Annotated in this window: 15 protein-coding genes; all 15 read right to left on the reverse strand. The window is 27.3% G+C overall.

Going from position 1 to position 22,084, the window contains the following annotated elements; translation table 11 throughout:
* Positions 1 to 22 precede the first annotated feature (22 nt).
* A complete protein-coding gene (gene holA, locus T483_RS0102895) occupies positions 23 to 1,057 on the reverse strand; it encodes a DNA polymerase III subunit delta (RefSeq protein WP_026885479.1) in 1,035 nt (344 codons plus the stop codon).
* Between the two features lie 72 nt (positions 1,058 to 1,129).
* Positions 1,130 to 2,821, reverse strand: coding sequence for a ComEC/Rec2 family competence protein (locus T483_RS0102900; protein ID WP_026885480.1), 1,692 nt, complete (start codon positions 2,819 to 2,821; stop codon positions 1,130 to 1,132).
* A 4-nt stretch (positions 2,822 to 2,825) separates the two neighbouring features.
* Positions 2,826 to 5,345 (reverse strand): cation-transporting P-type ATPase, encoded by a 2,520-nt coding sequence (locus T483_RS0102905; RefSeq protein ID WP_026885481.1) that lies wholly within the window; start codon positions 5,343 to 5,345, stop codon positions 2,826 to 2,828.
* A 246-nt stretch (positions 5,346 to 5,591) separates the two neighbouring features.
* Positions 5,592 to 5,948 carry a stage V sporulation protein AE gene (gene spoVAE / locus T483_RS0102910; RefSeq protein ID WP_026885482.1) on the reverse strand — a complete coding sequence of 119 codons (357 nt, stop codon included), beginning with the start codon at positions 5,946 to 5,948 and terminating at the stop codon, positions 5,592 to 5,594.
* 73 nt (positions 5,949 to 6,021) lie between these two features.
* Entirely contained in the window at positions 6,022 to 7,047 is a 1,026-nt protein-coding gene (gene spoVAD, locus T483_RS0102915; protein WP_026885483.1) for a stage V sporulation protein AD, read from the reverse strand.
* 111 nt (positions 7,048 to 7,158) lie between these two features.
* On the reverse strand, positions 7,159 to 7,626 hold the full coding sequence (gene spoVAC / locus T483_RS0102920) for a stage V sporulation protein AC (protein WP_026885484.1): 468 nt from the start codon (positions 7,624 to 7,626) through the stop codon (positions 7,159 to 7,161).
* Positions 7,627 to 7,828: 202 nt separating this feature from the next.
* Entirely contained in the window at positions 7,829 to 8,584 is a 756-nt protein-coding gene (sigF, locus tag T483_RS0102930; RefSeq protein ID WP_026885486.1) for an RNA polymerase sporulation sigma factor SigF, read from the reverse strand.
* Between the two features lie 10 nt (positions 8,585 to 8,594).
* Positions 8,595 to 9,026 carry an anti-sigma F factor gene (spoIIAB, locus tag T483_RS0102935; RefSeq protein ID WP_026885487.1) on the reverse strand — a complete coding sequence of 144 codons (432 nt, stop codon included), beginning with the start codon at positions 9,024 to 9,026 and terminating at the stop codon, positions 8,595 to 8,597.
* Positions 9,027 to 9,040: 14 nt separating this feature from the next.
* Positions 9,041 to 9,376: an anti-sigma F factor antagonist gene (gene spoIIAA, locus T483_RS0102940; protein WP_026885488.1), complete on the reverse strand. Its 336-nt coding sequence runs from the start codon at positions 9,374 to 9,376 to the stop codon at positions 9,041 to 9,043.
* A gap of 402 nt (positions 9,377 to 9,778) precedes the next feature.
* Positions 9,779 to 12,085, reverse strand: coding sequence for an AAA family ATPase (locus T483_RS0102945; RefSeq protein WP_026885489.1), 2,307 nt, complete (start codon positions 12,083 to 12,085; stop codon positions 9,779 to 9,781).
* 412 nt (positions 12,086 to 12,497) lie between these two features.
* Positions 12,498 to 12,998: a TspO/MBR family protein gene (locus T483_RS0102950; protein ID WP_026885490.1), complete on the reverse strand. Its 501-nt coding sequence runs from the start codon at positions 12,996 to 12,998 to the stop codon at positions 12,498 to 12,500.
* 140 nt (positions 12,999 to 13,138) lie between these two features.
* A complete protein-coding gene (locus tag T483_RS0102955) occupies positions 13,139 to 15,025 on the reverse strand; it encodes a sensor histidine kinase (protein WP_242841790.1) in 1,887 nt (628 codons plus the stop codon).
* A gap of 118 nt (positions 15,026 to 15,143) precedes the next feature.
* Positions 15,144 to 17,069: a sensor histidine kinase gene (locus tag T483_RS0102960; protein ID WP_026885492.1), complete on the reverse strand. Its 1,926-nt coding sequence runs from the start codon at positions 17,067 to 17,069 to the stop codon at positions 15,144 to 15,146.
* Between the two features lie 171 nt (positions 17,070 to 17,240).
* Positions 17,241 to 19,532, reverse strand: a complete 2,292-nt coding sequence (locus T483_RS0102965) for a YhgE/Pip domain-containing protein (RefSeq protein WP_026885493.1) — start codon at positions 19,530 to 19,532, stop codon at positions 17,241 to 17,243.
* A gap of 34 nt (positions 19,533 to 19,566) precedes the next feature.
* The gene (locus T483_RS0102970; protein WP_026885494.1) at positions 19,567 to 21,864 is read right to left on the reverse strand and encodes a YhgE/Pip domain-containing protein; all 2,298 of its coding nucleotides are present in this window, start codon (positions 21,862 to 21,864) and stop codon (positions 19,567 to 19,569) included.
* Positions 21,865 to 22,084: the final 220 nt, after the last annotated feature.

The following is a 22,084-nucleotide window of genomic DNA, read 5'->3' on the forward strand; positions in this document are numbered from 1 at the left end:
ATTTTTATATTATTAATAAATATTATTTTTTAACTGTAAGGGTATTTATTAAAAGGAACTCCATTTCCATAGTCTTATCTATTCCAGTTGATTTTAACTTTGTTTCTGTATTAACACAAAGCTTAATTAGTTCTGATAATTGCTTTTCAGTGAATTTATTCGTCTGCATTATTAACTTTTCACAAACAAACTGTGGCAATCTATAGTCTGACATAAAATCCTCTACTTTTTTTCCATTACTAAGCTTTATCTTTATCTCATATAACCTCAAGAAATGCTTTTGAATAGCACTTACTATAAGCATATGCTGGTCTGATTTATACAAAATTTCCTTCATCGTATCTATAGCTTTATCAATTTTTTTTGTAGCTATTAACTCAACTAAATCAAAAGTATCATCCTCACTGGATTTTGAAATAAGCATATCAATGTCCTCTTTTTTTATCTCTCTTTCACTACAATACGCTATAAGCTTGTCAGCTTCTCTTTTTATAATATCAAAATTATTATAGACTTTCTCACAGAAATAAGATAACTCAGTTCTTCCAATTTGTTTTCCCTTTTCTTTAAATACCTCAGACACTTTCTTTAAATATTTGTCCCTTTTTAATTTATCACAATATACTATTGTTAAAGATTTACCAATAGTAGCTAATTTTTTATTTTTATTTGGTCTATCTCTTTTATCATTTAATAAATAATACATTATTAATACCGTATACGGAGGTAAATTTGATATATAATTCTTAATATCGTTGTATATTTTAGTCCCTGACGAATCAGTTTTATCTTGCAAAAAATTAGATCTATAAACAATTACAGCTTTTGTTTCTCCCATGAATGGCATTGTTTCACAAGCATTCATAATAGCATCAAAACTTGTATTCATTCCATCTATCCTTATTAAGTTAAGATCCTTAAATTCTTCAGCTATCTTTTTTTTTATAATAAGATTTATTCCATCTTTAATAAATTCTTCATCCAACCCACAAAATATATACCCATTTTTTATATTTCCTTTTTCAATTTCTTGCTCATAAACTTCGTAATTAATCACTTTAATTTTCCTTTCGTGTAAAAATGTGCTGCTATATTAATTTAAACTTAGTTCTGATATAAATCTATAAGCCTATATTAATATTCCATCTATTATAAATATATTATTAGTAATCCTATCATTAAAATTTATTATATCATACTCTCCGTATTGAATTTTATCACTTGTTACTTTTAATAAATATTTTTCATCACTAGTTTCCAAAACGTAATTTTTTCCTTTGAAGCTTATTTTACAAATTCCATTCATAACAATTGTCTTTCTCTGTCTAAAATATCTTGTTGCAAGTGCTGATTTAGAGAGTCTATTTAGGTCAATCTGATTTTTATTGGCTATTAATATTCTATCACCTTTATAAGAAAACAAAATAGCACCTTCTTTATAGCATCGTATACTTGGAATTGGACTGTATATTTGAATTGTAATAATAAAAATAGCTATAAGTGGAAGATAAATAAATTTTTTATATCCTTTGTTTACAAAATACGCACTAAACATTAAAAATAGATAGAAGAAAACTACATTTTCATTTCCATAAAACATTGGCAATGAAAAATTCTCCATATAATTTAGAATCCAATCAAATATATTTATTATTTTCAAGTTCATATAACTGCAAAAATCAAATAATTGAGGACATTTATATGTTAATACCAATATATTTCCCGTAATAACAATGACATCTAAAAGCGGAGCTAAAATTAAATTTCCAATAATAAAATTTGCTGAAAAATCTCTAAAAATTAAAATTAGATATGGCAGAGTAAACATCTGAGCACTTAATGTTAAACTTAATGATTCTCTTAATTTAACATTTAATTTATATAATGCATAGTTCGATTTCTTATTAAATATTGCTATTCCTAGAGTAGCCAAATACGATAAGTGAAATGATATATTAAAAATACTATAAGGCTGATAAAGAACCAAGAATGTTGCTGAAAAACATAAAGCAGAAATTGAATTATTATTTCTTTTTAAAATATGTCCACCTTCTACACATGCAAGCATTAAGAAAGATCTTATACTAGAATAATTAAGCCCTGTGAATACGACATATATCATAGTCGCCAAAACGCCTAAATTCCTACCAACAAAAATCCTCAAAAAACCATATACTATAGCTACATGTAACCCTGAAACGCTAATACTATGTATAATTCCAAAGTTTTTCATATCATCTTTATCTTCAAAATCTAAATAATCACAATATCCAAAAGCAATTGATGATATTAATCCAGCCTTTCTAGTTCCTAAATTTTCTTCCAATTTTAAATATATATTTCTTTTAATTTCATAAAGCTTTGTTATTAAATCTCCATTAATCTTATATAATACTTTAGGTTCTACTTCTCCAACTATTCCATTGTATCTATCCTGTATACTATTAACATTTCCTATAATTCTATATTTTTCACCTATACTTAAATTCTTATTATTGATTGTTATTGTGATATTTTTACCTTCATAGCTTCCTATGACATTATAATTATCTATTTTAATTATCCTTACTTCTCCATCTATTTTGCTCGGAATTTTATAATATGAAAAATTAATTAAAATTCCAACAATAAAAAACCCAATCATAATAATAAAGAAACTAAATCCACAATAATAGAGTATACATATAAAAAAGAAGGCTACAATGAATATTGTAAGCCCTCTAAATTCTTTGTCCATTCCATAGAAAACACAACTAATTGCAAGCGTTAAAAATATGTATATTAACGGATTTCCTACATCTCCTATTTTTTTAGAAAACATCAACTCACCTCATTAATGAGTTTTGCCACTTTCTAGCTAAAATTTCAAAAATCAACAAAAATATTATTGATACCGCTAACTCTATTCCTATTATATCTCTAATTAATATTCTATTAATTAGAGCGATACTAACTATGGCCGTAATTATTATTAACAATGATACAGCAGGCATAATCAATTCATTAGAAAATTTTCTTATAGAAATGTTGATATTAAATAGTGTAGATAATAAAATACCGATTGATAATATAGTTAATGTCACTATTGTTGCTTCCTTAACATCAAGTTTATAAATTGAAATCATTGTAATTATGCTTAGAACAAATGATCTAACTATCATTTCATTAGTAGTAATATCTCGTCCTTTTTTCAGTAATATTATCAATGATAATGGAATGAATAATATTCCATTTATCGTTATCACACTCCAGAAATCTAAACTTTCAGTTTGTCCTATTATGATACATCCCATTAAAGTTAGAAGTTCTGAAAATAAAGCCATAAAATACATTTTGAATGCTCTATCTATATTTCCATCAAATACTCTTGAAAAATCTCTTATTTTGAAAAATCCATCTAGATAATTTTCTTTAATATATACATCCGATACTTTTTTTACAATTGTAGATGCTTTTCCTTTGCCTATTCCTACATTCGATAAGTTGAGTGCCGGGAGATCCCCTAACGTTTCGCCGGTGGTTGCAACTTTATGACCGTCTTTTATAAACAATGAAACAATCTTTGATTTAATTTCTGGATTCACTCTGCAAAAAACTCTTACTCTGCAAAGCAAATCCTTCAATTCTTGATGATTTAAAGAATCCAGTTCTATACCAGCCACTACCTGATTATTATTCCTTATTATATTAGCCATTTTTGCGTTAGTTATAGCACTCAGCTTACTTTCTTCTGTAAATAATATTGGCACTATAGCTTTATCCTTAATTCGATTTATTGTATTTTCGAGATTTTCTTCGAGAGGATTTTCTAATCCGATTATTCCAACAAAAACCATATTGCTTTCTATATTTTCAGATCTGGAAGGTTCATAAGTAAAATTTCTATATGCAAAACCTTCTGTTATCAATCCTTCTATAGATAAGTTCATATCAATTTCTTTTATTTTTGCTTTATATTCATCTGTAATCTCTTTCTCAATGCCCTCTATCATGATATGTGTACATTGTTCTAAAACATCATCTACGTTACCTCTAGTATTTGCTCTATATCTTTTATTAAATTTACTTACAACTGTAGAGAATCTTTTATCTGAATCCATAGGTATTTCTAAAATCTTAGAATTTCTGCTATCTATGGCAGCTTTGTAAATCTTTTTTCTAGCAGCATAACTTAAGAAAGCAAGTTCATCCAACTCACCTTTTCCACTATCATCACTTGGATTATAAATAGCACTATTACATATTAATGATATCTCAATTATCCTATCGAATGTTGTCTCTTTTACATAAGGTTCCTCAGCTGATATCAAATTATCATTAATAAATAACTTCTTGACTATCATTTCTTTTTTACTTATTGCACCAACTTTATCTAAAAATAAAATATTCACATCTTTAATCAAATTAAATACCGAAAAATTTATTATTTCTATATTTTCTTCCTTAAAGTTTTTAACTATATTTTTAAAAACTAACTTTGCTATTATAGTAATCGGGAAACATCCAAGCGCAAATAAAGCTGTGCATATGTAATTCTTGTTTATATCTCGTCCTGTATATATAAAATATGATCCTATAAATATAATTCCTAGGAAATAAATTAATAAATATTTTTCTAAAATTTTAGATATCATTGTCCCAAAATTATGTTTTCTATTACTTGCATACGTAAGCATGGTAAGCATTCTACCCAATTGAGTGGAATTACCGGTAGATATTACTATTCCCAGTCCACTACCTGATTTTATTATAGATCCCTTAAACAATATATTTTTCATATCTGTTAGAGAAAATATATTTCCTATTATCTTACTCTCAAACTTCTCCTTATAAAACCCTTCTCCTGTTATACTCTTCTCATCTACTTTAATTTCATTGGCACTTATTATTCTTATATCGGCTGGAACAACAGAATCTCTATTAATTTTTACTATATCCCCCATTACCAATTCTTCTGATTTTATAATTTTCTGGGCTCCATCTCTAATAACTACTGTATCCGCAGAATTAAGCCTTTCTAGAGCTCCAATTTCTTTATCTCTTTTTGTAGTATGCATTACTATTAAAATTAAATTTAATAGTAATATTAAGCCTATTAATGCACTAAATAAATAATGTTCAAATAGAAATAAAATTATTGTAATTATTATATTTATAATTACAGCTTTTTGCTTTAAGGCACTTAGTATATGTTTATAAACCTTATTTCCACTCGGCAAATCAATCTTATTGGTCCCATATTTTAATCTTAATGCTTCACAATCATTTTCGTTAATTCCATTCTGAACATTACTATTTAGTAATTCAACTATTTGAGCCCAAGAGTTATTGCAGTATTTTTCCAAAAAAACCCCACCATTCTAATTACTTCTTTAATAACTTCTTTAATAACTTCTTTATTATACTATATTTTTCATTCTTATATATTTACATTCATTTATAGTATAATTATACGTTCAAAGACATTAAAAGGCAAAACTTTAATATCTTATATATTTTTTTCGATATGTATTTATAAAAGTTAATTTTATTTACGCTAGGTTCTATTATATAATCTGCATTGGGCTCAATTATTTTTTATATAAACTTGCTTATTTTTTTGTTTTTGGATTAAAGATTAGTGCCATAAGATATCCAAAAAATATTGATGCTGTAATTCCTGCTGCCGCTCCTTTAATTCCTCCTGTAAAAGCTCCTATCAATCCTGTTTCCTTTACTTCCTTTATTGTAGCTTTAGCTAACGCATTCCCAAAGCTCGGCAATGGAACTGTTGCACCCGCTCCGCCGATTGAAATCAATTTATCATACCATCCAAAAGCACCTACTACAGCTCCAAGTACAACAAATACTACTAGTATTCTCCCTGGAGTCAATTTTGTAACATCTATTAGTATTTGACCTATAACACAAATAATGCCCCCAATTATGAATGCACTTATATAATTCATTCAATTTTCATTCCTTTCAAACAAAAGATTTTTTGCGAATCGATATCTTATTTATAAGAATCTTTCTTTTCGCTTAATTTGAATTCATTTCAATAGCAACTGCATGGGCTATTCCCGGAATTGTCTCGCCTTGAAGAGAAGATGTAGTGCTCATAAGTGCACCTGTTGAAACTAACAATACTTTTTTAATTTCTTTTTTCACAAGTCTCTTGTATAAATAACCTGTAAAAACAACTGCTGAACATCCACATCCACTTCCGCCTGACTGTGTATTTTGCTTTTCATTATCAAATATAATTTCACCACAATCTATATGTTGATTTCTAATGTTATATCCGAAGTCTTCAATTAATTTATCAGCAAGTTCCTTGCCTATTACACCTAAATCTCCTGTAGCTATAACATCATAATCTTCTGGTTTTCTTCCTGTATCCTTAAAATGACTTACAATCGTATCAGCCGCCGCTGGTGCCATAGCTGCTCCCATATTATTAGCATCTTTTTGTCCATAATCTTTAACTTTTCCAGTTGTCACATATGTTATTTCAGGATAATTTCCCTCATGTCCTAAGACTAACGCTCCTGATCCTGTTACTGTCCACTGAGCTGTTGCTGGTCTCTGGGACCCATATTCAAGTGGAAATCTAAATTGCCTTTCAGCTGAACTAAAATGTGAAGATGTCGCTGCAACTACATATTCGGCAAATCCTCCATCCATAATTATTGATGCTAAACTCAAAGATTCGGACATGGTAGAACACGCGCCATATAATCCAAAAAATGGAATACTAAATTCTCTAGCAGCAAAGCTCGACGAGATAATTTGATTTAATAAGTCTCCTGAAAATAAATAATCCACATCTGTTTCTTTAATGTTACCTTTTTTTAAAGCTTGTGATATAGCCGTAAACATCATCTCGCTTTCAGCCTTTTCAAAGCTTTCTTTTCCTAAGGTGTCATCATTTAATATCTCATCAAAATATTCTCCTAGTGGTCCTTGCCCCTCTTTAGGACCCACAATGGAATGTGTTGATATTATTTTAGGTGGATTATCCAATTTTACAGTTTGGCTTCCTATCTTCTTATTCTTCATTTGCAAATTAATCACTCCTATACATTTTTGAGTTAAAAGCAACTTGATCGCTTATCAATAAAATATATAACCCCAATTTTCAATTGTAATTCCTTTTTCAATTTAAATTTTTTTAATTTAAATTATTGTAATTATATAATAAATTATTCCTATTATTACTGACGTACCAATACCATATACTAATACTGGCCCTGCAATTGTAAACATCTTGGCTGCAACTCCAAATATAAATCCTTCCTTTTTAAATTCTATTGCTGGCGAAACTACAGCATTAGAAAACCCAGTTATCGGAACAACAGTACCAGCTCCACCAAAATTGGCTAATTTGGCATATATTCCTGTACCTGTTAATAGTGCGCCTAAAAATACCATTATAATTGGAACCAAATTCATTATTTGTTCTTCTGCAATTCCAAATCCTGCTGCAATATTATAAATTAATTGACCTACATCGCAAATTAATCCTCCGACTAAAAAAGCTTTCAAACAATCTTTAAGTATCTTAGATTTTGGGACAGCTTCATTGGCCATAGCATTATATTTTTGCTTTATATTTTCTTCACTCACTTCTTTATTATTAGTCAAGATGATCACTCTCCTTTTTTACCTGTATATCTATCATTTGCAAAATTATTAAGATTAATCGTGTTATTTTTTGGCATATATTTTATGTAAAAAAATAGAATACATATTTGTCCTAATTTAATTAAAAATTTTACAAATATATATTCCATAATAATATTTTTTATATCTATCATTTTTCTTACCAATGTATGATTAACAAATTTTATTCTTCTAATTTCTTCCTCATTTCAGATAAAACCTTCTTTTCAATCCTCGATACCTGAACTTGACTTATACCTAACATTTTAGCTACTTGAACTTGTGTTTTATCTTTAAAATAACGTAACATTATAATCTGTTTAGCTTTATTATCTAAACTATTTAGAGCTTCTTTAAGAGCTATCTTTTCAATAAGATTTTCATCATCTGCACTTTTCTCGCTTAATTTATCTATTAAAAGAACTGGAGCTCCATCATCCTGGTGTATTGTATCATATAAATATTGCAAGCTATTAGAAGATTCAATTGCAAATAAAATCTCCTCCTTATCAACATTTGCATACTCTGCAAGTTCTTCTATAGTAGGTGATCTCTTAAGCTTCTTTGTTAAAACCTCCTTTTGAAAGTGTATCTTTCTAGCAAGACTTTTAACGTTACGACTTACTTTTATCATTCCATCATCTCTTAAGAATCTTTTTATTTCTCCTATAATCATAGGAACTGCATAAGTAGAGAACTTAACGTTATAAGTCAAGTCGAAATTGTTAATCGCTTTAACTAACCCAATAGATCCTATTTGAAATATATCTTCATAATCATATCCTCTATTTAGAAATTTCTTACTTATAGATGACACTAATGGCAAATTCATTGCTATTAATTCATTCATAGCATCAGTATCGCCACTTCTTGCTAGAGCTAATAGCTTTGGATTCTTATCATAATTATAATCCTCTCGTCTTAAATCCTCTTTTTCCATCTTATTTCACCTAACTTACCACGTCAAATTTCTTCTTAATTACCACCTTTGTACCAATCCCTTTTTCACTGTCAACCTCTAGCGCATCCATAAATGTTTCCATTACAGTAAAACCCATACCTGATCTTTCTAAATCTGGTCTTGATGTATATAATGGTTCCATCGCTTGCTCTATATTATCAATTCCAATTCCCTTATCTATAATTGCTATAGTTACCTGATTTTCATTAATTTCTGCTTCAATTCTAACTAATCCATCTTCTCTATTTTCATATCCATGTATTATAGAATTGGTAACGGCCTCAGATACTGCTGTTTTTACATCATTTATTTCATCAATTGTTGGATCTAATTGAGCAACAAAAGCTGCAACCGCAACTCTTGCAAAAGCTTCATTTTTAGATTTGCTTACAAATTCTATGCTCATTTTATTGTCAGACATGATAACCCCTCCATCTAAATGCACCTTACTGCTTCATCTACAGTATTATAATTTTTAATTAACTTGTACAATCCCGCCAGCTCAAAGATTCTATTTACATTCTTGTTGGGTTCTGCAATACAAAGCATCCCCCCTTTATTCGATAGTTTTTTATATCTACCTAAAACAGCTCCGATTCCTGAACTATCCATAAAAGTAACACCTGAAAAATTTAAAATAACCTTTTCTATATTATCTCTATCTATTCTATCATCAATTTTTACTCTAACTTCCTCTGCACTATTGTGATCTAGTTCACCACTAAGAGTAGTTATTAGAATATTTCCTTGTTTCTCAAATTTTAAATACATATTAATTAAGAATATCTCACAATATAGTTTTAAACTTATATATTTAAGTTTTAAGATATTCTACATTCACCTCCTCTTTTATCTCATTTCACCTTTTACCATATTTTAACATACTATTTTATTCAACGTCAAACTATTTATTACATTTTTTTCTATTTATTATAACTCATAATTTTAATTATTAACTTTTCCTCTATAAATAATGATATATACAATATAAAAATCAATACTCAACTAAAGCAGATAATTCCAAATGTTAGGTGAATAAATTTTTATTTAATATATAAAAAATAGAAGATAATCATGATATATTCATATAAATATATACCATACAATTATCTTCTATCTTTATTGGCTTATCGTTTGTAAGCTAAATAATAAATATATATTGGATTTATTTAGTTACTTTTTCTTTTTCCCACCCTTATATTTTAAAATTTCAGTTTCTATTTCCTTAAAGAAACTCTTTCCAGATTCTCCTTCATCAAGTATTAATACTTCAATAGCATCCTCTAAAGTTTCCATAGTATATATATGAAACTTTCCGCTTCTAACATCATCTTCAACTTCACATCTTAATATTAACTCATCAGCATTTGTATTTGGAATTAAAACACCCTTTCCATCTGTTTTATCAATAATACTACAAACTCTATGGAAGCCTTCAATTTTTTCATTAACACCGCCAATTGCCTGAATTTCTCCAAACTGATTTATAGATCCAGTAACAGCAATATTTTGTCTTATTGGCCTCTTGCTTAAAGCCGATAGAATGCAAATTATCTCTGCAACAGAAGCACTATCACCTTCAAGCATTCCATAAGTTTGTTCAAAACTTAATTGAAAATCTACTGGCAATTTTTCATAAGGACTTATTAAATTACTTAATAATCCACGAAGTATACCAATCGATTTTTCATGGATATTTCCACTCATTTTACATTCTTTATGAATATCTATTATCCTTCCATCTCCTATATTTGATAAGCATGTTATTCTCATAGGCTTACCAAAACTATAAGATCCATTTCCAACTACAGAAAGTCCATTAATTATTCCTGTTTTTCTTCCATTTACTGTTATTAGTATTTTTCTACTTTTATAGTTATCCATTATATCTTCCAAAATTTTTTCATCTTCATATGCTACATCAATTATATCTTGCTTTTCTATATTTTTTCTTTTATCTTCTTTTGCATTATTATTAGATAAATGCAGTAACTTGTTTATATAGTAATCATCTATAGATATTTTATTTCTCTGTCCTGCAACCCTCGCAAGAAACTTAATCATTTCCCTAAGGGCATCATCTGTTATATTCAATAAGTTATCTTTTTTTATCTTTTCTTTTATTAATCCTTCTATTGAATTTTTAGTAATATCAGTATATTTTAGTTCAGTACTTGCTTCTATTCTGATTGGAAATATTTGTTTGAAATCTTCATCGTTATCATATAATATCTGAAAACTTTCATAATCTCCTATTAAAATGATCTTCAAATTAATAGGAATTGATTCCGGCTTTAATCCTGCGATAGATATCATTTCTAAATAACTCTTAGTATAATTATAGTTTACTTTACCATGAATTAATGACTTCTTTAGATAGTAGTAACTTACTCCACTACTTACTAACGAACTTAACCTTAGTATAAGACATCCTTCATTAGCCTTTAACAAGCTGCCAGCAGAAATCAATGATATATCAGTACTATATCCCCCATTATTGTTTCTATATTCGATAGTACCAATTAAATTTCCAATAGTAGGATCTTCCTCATATATAACTCTCGGATGATCTATGCTAGAATTATCAACAATTACATTCACATCATACTTAGAGAATATATCTTTTAAATACTCTTCATCATCTTCCAAATTGATAGTGTAGCATTCAACTACCCTTTCTTCTATATCCTCATACATTTGAAGAAGATATTTATAAACAACATCTTGGGAAATAAATTGTAATAATAGATCATCTTTATAACTCTGCATATTCTTTTTTATAAAATCTTTGTAAATACTTTTAAGTTTCTTAATCGATTTTATTTCAATATCCTTTAATGTCTCTAGGATTTCTTCTGCTTCTTTTTTTAATTTTGATGCTTGTTTTTCGATAGTTTCTTGAGTGTTACTTTCAAGACTATCATATTCATTTTGAGTCATTTCATTACCTTCATCTTTCAAAGGAATAAACACAAATCCTCCGCTAGTTGCTTTAACATCAAAATTCTTATTTTTTGCTGAATCCATAAGCTTTGTTATATAATTATTCCTTTTTTCACTTATTTCTTCAATAATCTCTTCCTTTTCATCATCTGAAGAACTGCTATAAAACTCTACTATGCATTCAAAGTATTTCTCTTTTATATCATCAATCATTTCTTTTAATATATTTCCTTTACCATTTGGTAAAAGCAATACAGTAGGATTTAGTTGTTCTTGTGATGTTACATAGCAAATATCTTTTGGTGCAGGAATTTTTTCATATATATCTTCAACGCACTCTATTAAATTCTCTAGTTTTTCTTTTGAAAATGAATCTACGTAATATATATTGTATCCTTCTTTTTCAACACTTAAGCTCTTTCTAATTTTATTTAAAGTAGATGTAAATTCAGGTACTCTATTCATATTACTTTCTTCAATGTTATCTGTACAAGAAGTACAAAAAATAATTTCATTTGGAGTTAATTCCTTCATCATATCTTATCCCACTTTGAAGCTATTATATAATTAATTAAAATATTTCAAAGCAGACCCCTCCCTAAATTGATAGTATATAATATTAATATTCTTTAAATGGCAAAATAGATATATTTTTTTATAAACTAAAACATAAATAATACTAAAAATCAGAACAAAATCAAATGCAACTGTGAAAACTAAGATTTTTTACGCATATATCTTTTCCAACTCATATGAGAAAAATATAGCAGGATAATATATTTTCTTTTTTTATTTTCTCTCAGAACGTAACTTTCTGAATTAATTTTTTTCATAATTTATACATAGTCTTGACTTTAATATAAGTTCCTAGAGAATAAAAAATGATTGCCTAGATATTAATCTTAGCAACCATCTTAAAAGCATTAATTATATGATATATATAAACATTTTACATTTCATTTAACATCCAAATAAAAAAGTTCAACACACCTGCATATATCAACCAAGTCAAATAAAGAATTAGCAGAAACGCCTTATTTCCAATTTTTCCATAAAACCTCTTTATAGTTAAAATTACAAAGATAATCAAAATAATAAGTTCTAAAAATGCTAACGCATAAAGCTTAAATCCGAAGAAAATTATAGTCCATAAAAAATTTAATAATAATTGTATAGCGTAAACAAATATTGCAGAGCTTACATCGATATTATCATATTTTAGAATATATACTTTATATGAACATATTCCCATAATTATATAAAGTATAGTCCACACAATCGGGAAAACCATTGCAGGAGGCGAAAAAGGTGGTTTAATTAAGCTTTCATATATTGATCCCATGTTAGGGGCTAATAATGTTGAAAGACCACCTATTAAAAGTGGAATAATTATTGATACAAACAGCGGAATGATCCTTATCTTTTTTTTATTCACTTGCTTTTCTGACATAGATTATACACCTCAAATTTAAGTAATTAGTTTAACATAACTAATTTAATATATGTTTATTTATGTAGAACTATGATTAATTATTTTTAGTGCTTATAAATTTACTTCTACTTATTCTTTTCATTTTCCACTAAATAATCCTACTCAATATATATATCCGAGAACTCTATATCTATTTTTTCTTCTAATAGATTTGTTTCCCAATCTTCATTAGCAAATTTATCATCATACAGTTGTTCTGCCCTAGGCATAATTATTGTAAATTTATTTCCTCTGCTATTGGATGTAAGTCGTATAGTTCCTCCTTGAAGTTCAACTAATGCTTTAGTCAAAAATAAACCTAAGCCGCTTCCTTCTTTTAATCTATTAAAAGTTTTATTCAGTTTAGTGAATTTATCAAAAATATATGGAATAGTCTCTTTATCGATTTTCAAGCCATCATTTTTAACTTTTATAGCAACTTTGTTGTCTATATCAAGCTCTACACTAACATTTATTTTTCCGCCTTGCTTTCCATATTTAACAGAATTAGAAAGAATATTTAACATAATTCTCGTTACCATTTCCTTATCACAGTTAACATAGATTTCTTCTTCCTGTGCATCAAATGTCAATGTATTATTTATTAATTTTATATATTTATTAGACGCCATTGAAACTTCCTCTACAATGTTAACTATATTATGCGCTTTTAAATTTGGAATTAAATATCCCTCTGAAATTTTATTAGCATCTATAAAATTATTAATCGTTCGTATAAGCCTTAAGCAATTTTGTTTTATAATCTTCCTATTCTTATTTACTCCATCCATATTATTTTCATTAAAATAAATTTGATTAACCTGTAATGCAGAAAATATAAGATTTATAGGCGTTTTTAATTCATGAGAAATATTGGAGAAAAATTCTTTTTTTATTTCATCCTCTTGCAAATATTCTTCAAGGATTTCCCTCATCTTTTTATTTTCGTTAACTTCACTTATATCATGTATGTAAAGAATTTTACTTATTTCATCTATAGAAGCCAAAAATATTTCAACTTCAAAATCAGTATGTTTCATTTTTATGCATGGAATATAATTTCCTGATCTTTTAATATCATCAAGCGTTATATCAAAATACATTTTTATAAAATCATTAATTTCTATTCCTAAGACCTCATCATTAGTTATGTTTAAAGTTTTTAATGTCTTCTTATTTATGTATCTAAGTCTATCTAGATAAAATAGAAACACACCACCATAAATAGAATCAATTAGTTCATTATTCCTATCTCCACTTTTTTTTATCATTACACTTATTTCATTTAAAATAGAGTTCCTTTTTCTTAAGATAGAGTTAAGTTCTTTTTTGGTTTTAGTTGCATTTCCTATATTATTATTAAGTTCTTTTAATGAACTATCAACTACTTTACTTATTATGTAATTATAAAATTTATATAGAGTCATACATTTAACAATTAATACAAATTCAGAAATTTTCACATAATTCATATAAAAACATATGAAACCTAAATAATTAAATAATATAAAAAAAATATAAAATATTATTTGCCTAAATTCATCAGTGGTAAATTGTTTTCTTTTAGATAACGTATCTTCTACCGTAGATATACATAAACCTATGCTTAACAAAACACTTGTAGCAATGCTCCATATAAAAAGTGATATTTTATATGGATTATATATTTCATCTCCCCCATTAAAACTAATACCAAGCATTGTAATAATTACTATTTCTACTATGCATATTAAAAGACTTTTTCTATCGCTATTTTTAACCATAAGTCCTATTTTTATTATGCAATATTCTAAAGTAGCGTGCATGCTATAAAGGAGTATGAAGTACCTTTTAGGAATATCATTAAATAACGTTATTATCTCAATAATATTTATCCCTAGTATCATAATAAATATTAAATATATCACTTTAAATCTTGTTACAAAACCTTTACCGCCAAACTTCCCTCTTATCATATATACATAAACGAACGCCACAATCATAGATATTGCAATTATATTATTCAATAACAAATAAAAGTTAACATTATCCGTAAGAATAGAGCATAAAATTATTAGTACCGTTATAAAAGCATACTTTGGTATGTTTTTAATTTTTATCTTTATTTTATTCAATGCTAAGAAATCATGATGCATCTATATATATCCCTTTCCTAAATTCAATACTTACAGTTGTCCCTAAATTACTATTCCTTTTTATTTCGATTTTTCCGCCTTGTAATTCAATTAACTGTTTTACTACAAAAAGTCCTATGCCCGTCCCACTTTTTCTATCAGGGTTACAATTTACTCCAATTGAATATCTATTAAACGCTTCGTATATAAATTCTTCATCTATTCCAATTCCATCATCTTCTACTGATATATTAACTTTGTCATCAAACTCGCTTACCACCACGCATATTTTGCCACCATCTTTGGTAAACTTCACAGCATTAGAAACTAAGTTTAGAATTATTCTATACATAAATTCACGATCAATATCCAAGTAACATTCTTCAGTATTAGTATCAAAGATTAAATCTATATTATTTAACTTCACATACTCTACTAATGACATCACATTCTCCTCTATAACCTCAACTATATTCATATTCTCTAATCTTGGCGCTAAATAGTGAGAGTTTATTTTTGAATTATCTATTAAATTATTAGTTAATTTAATTAAAGAAATACAGTTTTGCTTAGATATATCATTATATTTCTTTAAAATGTTAAAGTCTTCTTTTTGAACATATATTTTTTCTACCTGCATTGCCGAATATATTACATTTATTGGTGTTTTTAAATCATGACTTATATTTGAAAGAAATTCCCTCCTAATATTTTCCTCGATTTTTTTATTCTCAACTTCCTTTCTTATTTCATCTACAAGAACCTTAGAAGTTCTATCTTTAATCAGTAGCAATTTCCATGATAAGTCCCCATAGTAAGGCAAAAATTCTGCTTTTATAAATTTTTTCTGATTCCCTATATAAAGAATTGCATTATACTCTTTATTTTCTACATTATTATTTACAAATTCAATATAATTACTTATCTTCTTATTTATTATTCTTCGTTTTCTTGAAATTCCTGAAACCTTCAAAAATTGCTTATTCACAAATAATATTCTGTCATTATCTGCATTCAAAATCATAATTGGATGAGGCATGAACTTGAATAATGTTGAATATAGATACTCTTTACTTTTTAATAAATTTATTGAACTTTCCAATTTAATATTTCCTAATTCTATTTCATGATTTAATTCATCTAATTCCCTATTTTTATCATTTAATGAAAGTGATAAAGCCTTATATGGATCTTTCACTAACCTAGATATAATAAAATTCCAAAGCATTGTAAAGTTTGCAAAATGTATAACTTCAATTAATGCATCTTTTATATATTGATTATCATTAAATGCATATATATTTACAAAAAATATCAGAACCGTTGAAGATATGTAAATTTTTATAATACTCCATCCATGTTCTCTTAAATAATTTGATTTTTTTAAATTCATAACTATTTTTATAAATGCTGGTATCTCAATAGCAGTATATATAATTTTCACGAAGAGTACAGTTAAATTAGAAAAATGACTCAATAAAGTACATGTAGCAATTAAAATTAGTATTCCGTAACTCTCTATCTTTATTTTTCTTCTCTCTAAATAATATTCAGTTAATACATAACTAGTAAATGTTTCTATTAGTAATATGCTTTCTCTACTTAAATTTATATAATTCTTAATTTCGGTTAAATTATTTGCATCATAGATTTTCATTATAAATCCAAAAATTGATATAAAAATCATTAGTGAAAAAAATATTATTACTATCTTCGAAACATATCTCTTATAAAATCTTCTCACTTGCTTTAATAATACAAATAAAATTATACTTAAACTTATGTAATAAATTCTAAAAATTAAAGGTATATGTATATCAGGGTCATTAACAATAAATCTTAATATAAAATATAAGAATATACTTACAATATAAATATGTAAAATTATAGATTTATTAATAACAAAATCATTAGATAGTCTTTTATGTTCTTCCATTTTTCCCCCTATTTTATAAAATTATAAATTTATTATATCATTTTCTTATATTATGCCGCCTTACTTTTTATAAATAAATGTATACAATTAATTTTTTACAGAAAAAAATAGCCAGCAATCAGTTTAGCTAGCTATTTATTCCAAATTATAATAATTATATTTGGAAAATTATTAATGCCTCAATATTCCACTCATCTTTAATTTCTTCATAAACTTAATTGTAATACTATTCATAAATCCCTTTAATAACATTCCAGCAATTAATGAAACAAACATATATATACATAAAATTGCTATATCTTTAAATAATATTGAATACACTATTCCTGCCATAATCTGTCTCATTCCACTAATTGCATATGTGAACGGCAAAAACGGAAATAACTTTTGAAAAAATGTCGGTGCAACTTCGATAGGAAAGTTTCCACTTGCACCTGCCATCTGAAGTACCAATATTATAACAATTGCTGCTTTTCCTACATCATCTAGTATACTTGCCGCAGTATATATAACAACTACAAATATAATACTTACAAATATACTATAAAAAATATACATTATAGGATGAACTGAATAAACCTTGAGCATAATTAAGCTGCCTATACTTGCAACTAATGCTTGGCATACTCCAATTGTCAAAAACAGTAATAGTTTTCCTAAATACATTTCATATGGCTTAATTTTTGTTCCATCATCAAATACAGGTGCTTCCAGTGATAGTAATGCAGACGCTAGCAATCCTCCAACCCATAAACAAAGTACTGTATAAAATGGAGTAGTAGCTGTACCATAATTAGGCCATGGGAACAATCTATTATCTTCTATTTCAACTGGGCTAGCTACAAAATCACTTTGATTTTCCCAATTGCTTGTCATCATGTCCAATAATTCATCAATTTTATCTTCTTCATCCATGTCTTTGATTTTATCTGCTAATTCATGAATCTTATTTTTAGCATCTGGTAATTTATTTTTTAAACTACTTAATTCATCGTTAGTTAAATGTGTAGCATCCTGTGAAACACTTAATAACTTTTCTACTTCTGGCAATGTATTTCTTCCCTCATCAATAATAGATAAGCTGTCATCTAAAACATTTCTAGTTGAATTAATACTCTTTTCCACTCCTGTGACAATTTCCGAATCATAGTTGTCTGTAATATTTGCCACCAAACTATGTACTTCATCTACAACTTTTATAATATCCTTAAGAGTTTGAATATTTAATCCATCATTATCTATTTTTTTAACTTCTTCATCTGATTTATCAGCTACTACTTGTAATTTATCTTCAATAGTATCTAGTTTATCAATATTATCCGAAATTATTTTACTTATATCTTTTAAATCATCTTGCATATCTTTTACTGCGTTTAATTGTTTATCTAATTTATCTGTTATTAATTTTATCGAATCTACATTGGAAATATTATCACCAAATGAAGGCATTTTAATTTTTATATCACTTAATTTATCAATAAGTTTCTTTATATTTCTAAGTTTATATTTAACACTATCAATTGTTTCTTCTGTTGCACTAGCAGAGTCCCTTATATTTAATAATACTTTTTTAGATACTTCTGGTAATACATTCTCATCCAGATTTTTAAGCTCTACACTCGAATTATCAAGCACATTTTCTGATCTTATTAAGTCTTGCTTTATTATTGGAGAAATATCAGATAACTGCCCTTGAGTATCATCTAGAACTGATTTGCTATTATTCAAAAAATCACTTGAAGAGTCAAGAGCGTTAGATATTGTTGGAAGTATATCATTAGTTTTAGTTAACACATTTTCCAAATCAACTGTTCCGTTGCTTGCATTATCTAAAAGTGTTTCGATTTCTGACACATTGTCATCCAACTCATATATGTTATCAACAATTTTTCTAAGCTTAGGTCTATTATCTTGTATATCAACTCCTCTTTCGTTGCATATCCTAAACAGTGCTCCTGAGACAGTCTTTATTACATTTTCATCTAACTCATTTTTTACGGTTTTTATACCTGAATCTGTCATTTTAGGAGCGATTGCATTTTTCTTTTCATTTACTGTATAAATTAACCTTGGCTTATCAATATTTTTTTCCAGCAATGTAGTGATATCTTCAGAAAAGTTTTCTGGAATTTCAATTGTTGCATAATACTTTTCTAGCAGCAAACCTTGCTCCGCACTTTCCTTATCTGTAAAGACCCATCCTAATTTATCATTGTCCTTAAGTTTATCGACTAAATCTTTTCCTAAATTTATATTCTTGTCCTTAAATACTGTACCTTTATCGTCATTAATAATAGCAATCTTAATTCCAGCTGTATTGGAATAAGGGTCCCATGAAGCCTTTATATTTATCAACGAGTACATAGATGGAATAATTATCATTACCATAATCATAAGTCTTGCTACCCAATTAGTACGTATTTTATTGATATCTCTTTTATATATTCTAAATATATTCTTCATAATTAATTCCCCTAATATTGCAATATAGATTATTTTAACTACTCATTATTGAACTTTCTTTTAATTTTTCAACAACATTTATTCTTTTTGTATTTATCGGTTCTTTAGCCAAAACTCCAATAATAATTGATCCTACCATAAACATAAATAATATAATGCTATCTTTAAATAATATTGAATATATTACTCCTGCCATAATTTGTCTAACTCCACTTATTGCATAGGTAAATGGAAGAAATGGAAATAGCTTTTGATATCCTGCCGGATTAACTTCTATTGGGAAATTGCCACTAGTTCCAGCAACCTGTATAACAAGCAATACCACACCTATGACTATTCCGCCATACCCAAAAAGACTAACAGCTGTGTAAATTATGCAATTAAATACAACACTTATAAATATACAATAGAAGACAAACATTACTGGATGAACTGAATAAGAATGCAATATAAATAATGCTCCTAGGCTGGCTACCAAAGCTTGGCCTATTCCTATAAATAAAAATAATGTTAATCTACCAAAATACTTCTCGTACTTGTTTAATTCTTTATCATTTTCTATGGAATGTGACTCTGTTCCAATTAGGACTGATAATACGTATCCACCAATCCATAAGCAAAGAACTGTATAAAATGGTGTTACTGTAGATCCATAATTAGGCCATGGGAATAATCTATTATCCTGAATTTCTACAGGACTAGATAGAAAATCACTTTGCGCATTCCAATCATTTGTTATCATATCTAATAATTCATCAATATCTTTTTTATTATCAATTTTCTTTAGTCTCTGTGCAAGCTCATGTACATTATCTCTTATATCTGGAAACTTTTCTTTTAATTTTTTTAATTCATCATTAGATACATCTGCTGTATTCTTGAAAGTATTCAACATCTCTTGAACATCTGGCAAAGTTTTTTTCCCTTGAGACGATAAGTTTAACTCCGTATCAATTATCTCTCTCATTGAGTCAAAACCCTTATTAATTGTTGGTACAATTTCCGAATCATAATTATCTGTTATATCAGAAACTAAATTATGCAAATCATCTAATACCTTTCTAGTGTCTGTCAGATCCTGAGTGTCCAATATTTTATTTCCACTATTTAATTTATCAATATCTTTATTAGTTCTATCAATTAGTTTATCAAGATTATTATCTATATTATCTAATCTATCTATGATTTTAGAAATTGTCTTACTCTCTTGCTTTAACAAATCTCTTTGATTTTCAATTACATCTGCTTGTTTATCAAAAATTTGCTGAAGCTTTTTTATTTCATCATAGCTTTGTAGTGAGTTGTCAATTGAAGGTTTAGGAATTTCTATTTCGCTAATCTTATCAATAGCTTTTTTTATGTTCTTCAGCCTAGACTTAGCATCGCTAGCACTAGTCCTAATTACTTTGGACGTATCCAATATCTGTAGCAATGTCTTTTTTTCTACTTCCGGTGATATATTTTCATCAATATTTTTAAGATCTGTCCCTATAACATCTAGTGTATTTTCACATTCAATAAGATCTTCTTTAACTTTTGGAGATTCATTTTGCAAGTCTCCTTGTGTTTCATTTAGAAAACTTTGTGTATTATTTAAAAATTCAGCAGTTTCATCAATAGTGTCTGCTGCAGTTGGTATAAGCTCATTGGTTTTTATCATTAATTCAGAAGCACTTATTGTTCCATTAATTGCTTCATCTAGCATTTTCTCAAGTTCTGGCATATTATCATCTAATTTATATACTGAATCTATTATATTTCTAAGCTCAGATCTATTGTTTTGTATATCTATACCAATCTCATCACATAATCTGAACATTATTCCAGATATACTCTTTGTTATATTCTCATCTAATTGAGTTCTAACACTTTTTACACCTGCATCAGTTATTTTAGATGCAATAACATTTTTCTTTTCATTTACAGTATATATTAGCTTTGGTTTTGTAACATCTTTCTTAACTATAGTTGTAACATCCTCTGAAAAATCTTGTGGTATTTCAATCATTGCATAATACTTTTCATTTGTTAAGCCATCTTTTGCAGTTTCTTTGTCTACAAATACCCATCCTAATTGATCATTTTCCTTAAGCTTATCAACAAGTTCATCACCTAAATTTATACTATGCTCTTTGTATACCGTTCCCTTATCTTCATTAACAATTGCAACTTCTATTCCCTTCGTATTAGAATATGGATCCCAGGATGCCTTTATATTTATTAATGAATATAAAGATGGTATTATCATTAAAACTACTACAACAAGCGCTGCTACCCAGTTTGTAAATATATTCTTCATATCCCTTTTAAAAATATTTATTGTATTCTTCATATTCAATGCTCCTGTCAGAAAATATTTCTTTATATAAATTATATCACACAGAAATGACTAAAAGTCATTTTTCTTCAATAATTATTTTCTATACTTAAAACTTAATTTCCATCTTGTACAAAATAACCATTATACATTTACCTATTCAATTTAGATAAAATGTATGATAATTTTATTTAACAAACACTCTTCTTTATTACTTTAAAATCTCCTAACACAC

It is taken from the genome of Clostridium beijerinckii HUN142 (assembly GCF_000621745.1).
Classification (GTDB): Bacteria; Bacillota; Clostridia; order Clostridiales; family Clostridiaceae; genus Clostridium; species Clostridium beijerinckii_A.

What these genes read in the sequence shown, in the direction of transcription:
- T483_RS0102945 (WP_026885489.1), bottom strand. Translation starts at nt 12,085, where the DNA reads ATGATGAAGGAATTAACTCCAAATGAAATTATTTTTTGTACTTCTTGT.
- T483_RS0102970 (WP_026885494.1), bottom strand. Translation starts at nt 21,864, where the DNA reads ATGAAGAATACAATAAATATTTTTAAAAGGGATATGAAGAATATATTT.
- spoVAE (WP_026885482.1), bottom strand. Translation starts at nt 5,948, where the DNA reads ATGAATTATATAAGTGCATTCATAATTGGGGGCATTATTTGTGTTATA.
- spoIIAA (WP_026885488.1), bottom strand. Translation starts at nt 9,376, where the DNA reads ATGTATTTAAAATTTGAGAAACAAGGAAATATTCTAATAACTACTCTT.
- sigF (WP_026885486.1), bottom strand. Translation starts at nt 8,584, where the DNA reads ATGGAAAAAGAGGATTTAAGACGAGAGGATTATAATTATGATAAGAAT.
- spoIIAB (WP_026885487.1), bottom strand. Translation starts at nt 9,026, where the DNA reads ATGTCTGACAATAAAATGAGCATAGAATTTGTAAGCAAATCTAAAAAT.
- T483_RS0102965 (WP_026885493.1), bottom strand. Translation starts at nt 19,532, where the DNA reads ATGAAGAATATATTTAGAATATATAAAAGAGATATCAATAAAATACGT.
- T483_RS0102960 (WP_026885492.1), bottom strand. Translation starts at nt 17,069, where the DNA reads ATGGAAGAACATAAAAGACTATCTAATGATTTTGTTATTAATAAATCT.
- T483_RS0102950 (WP_026885490.1), bottom strand. Translation starts at nt 12,998, where the DNA reads ATGTCAGAAAAGCAAGTGAATAAAAAAAAGATAAGGATCATTCCGCTG.
- T483_RS0102900 (WP_026885480.1), bottom strand. Translation starts at nt 2,821, where the DNA reads ATGTTTTCTAAAAAAATAGGAGATGTAGGAAATCCGTTAATATACATA.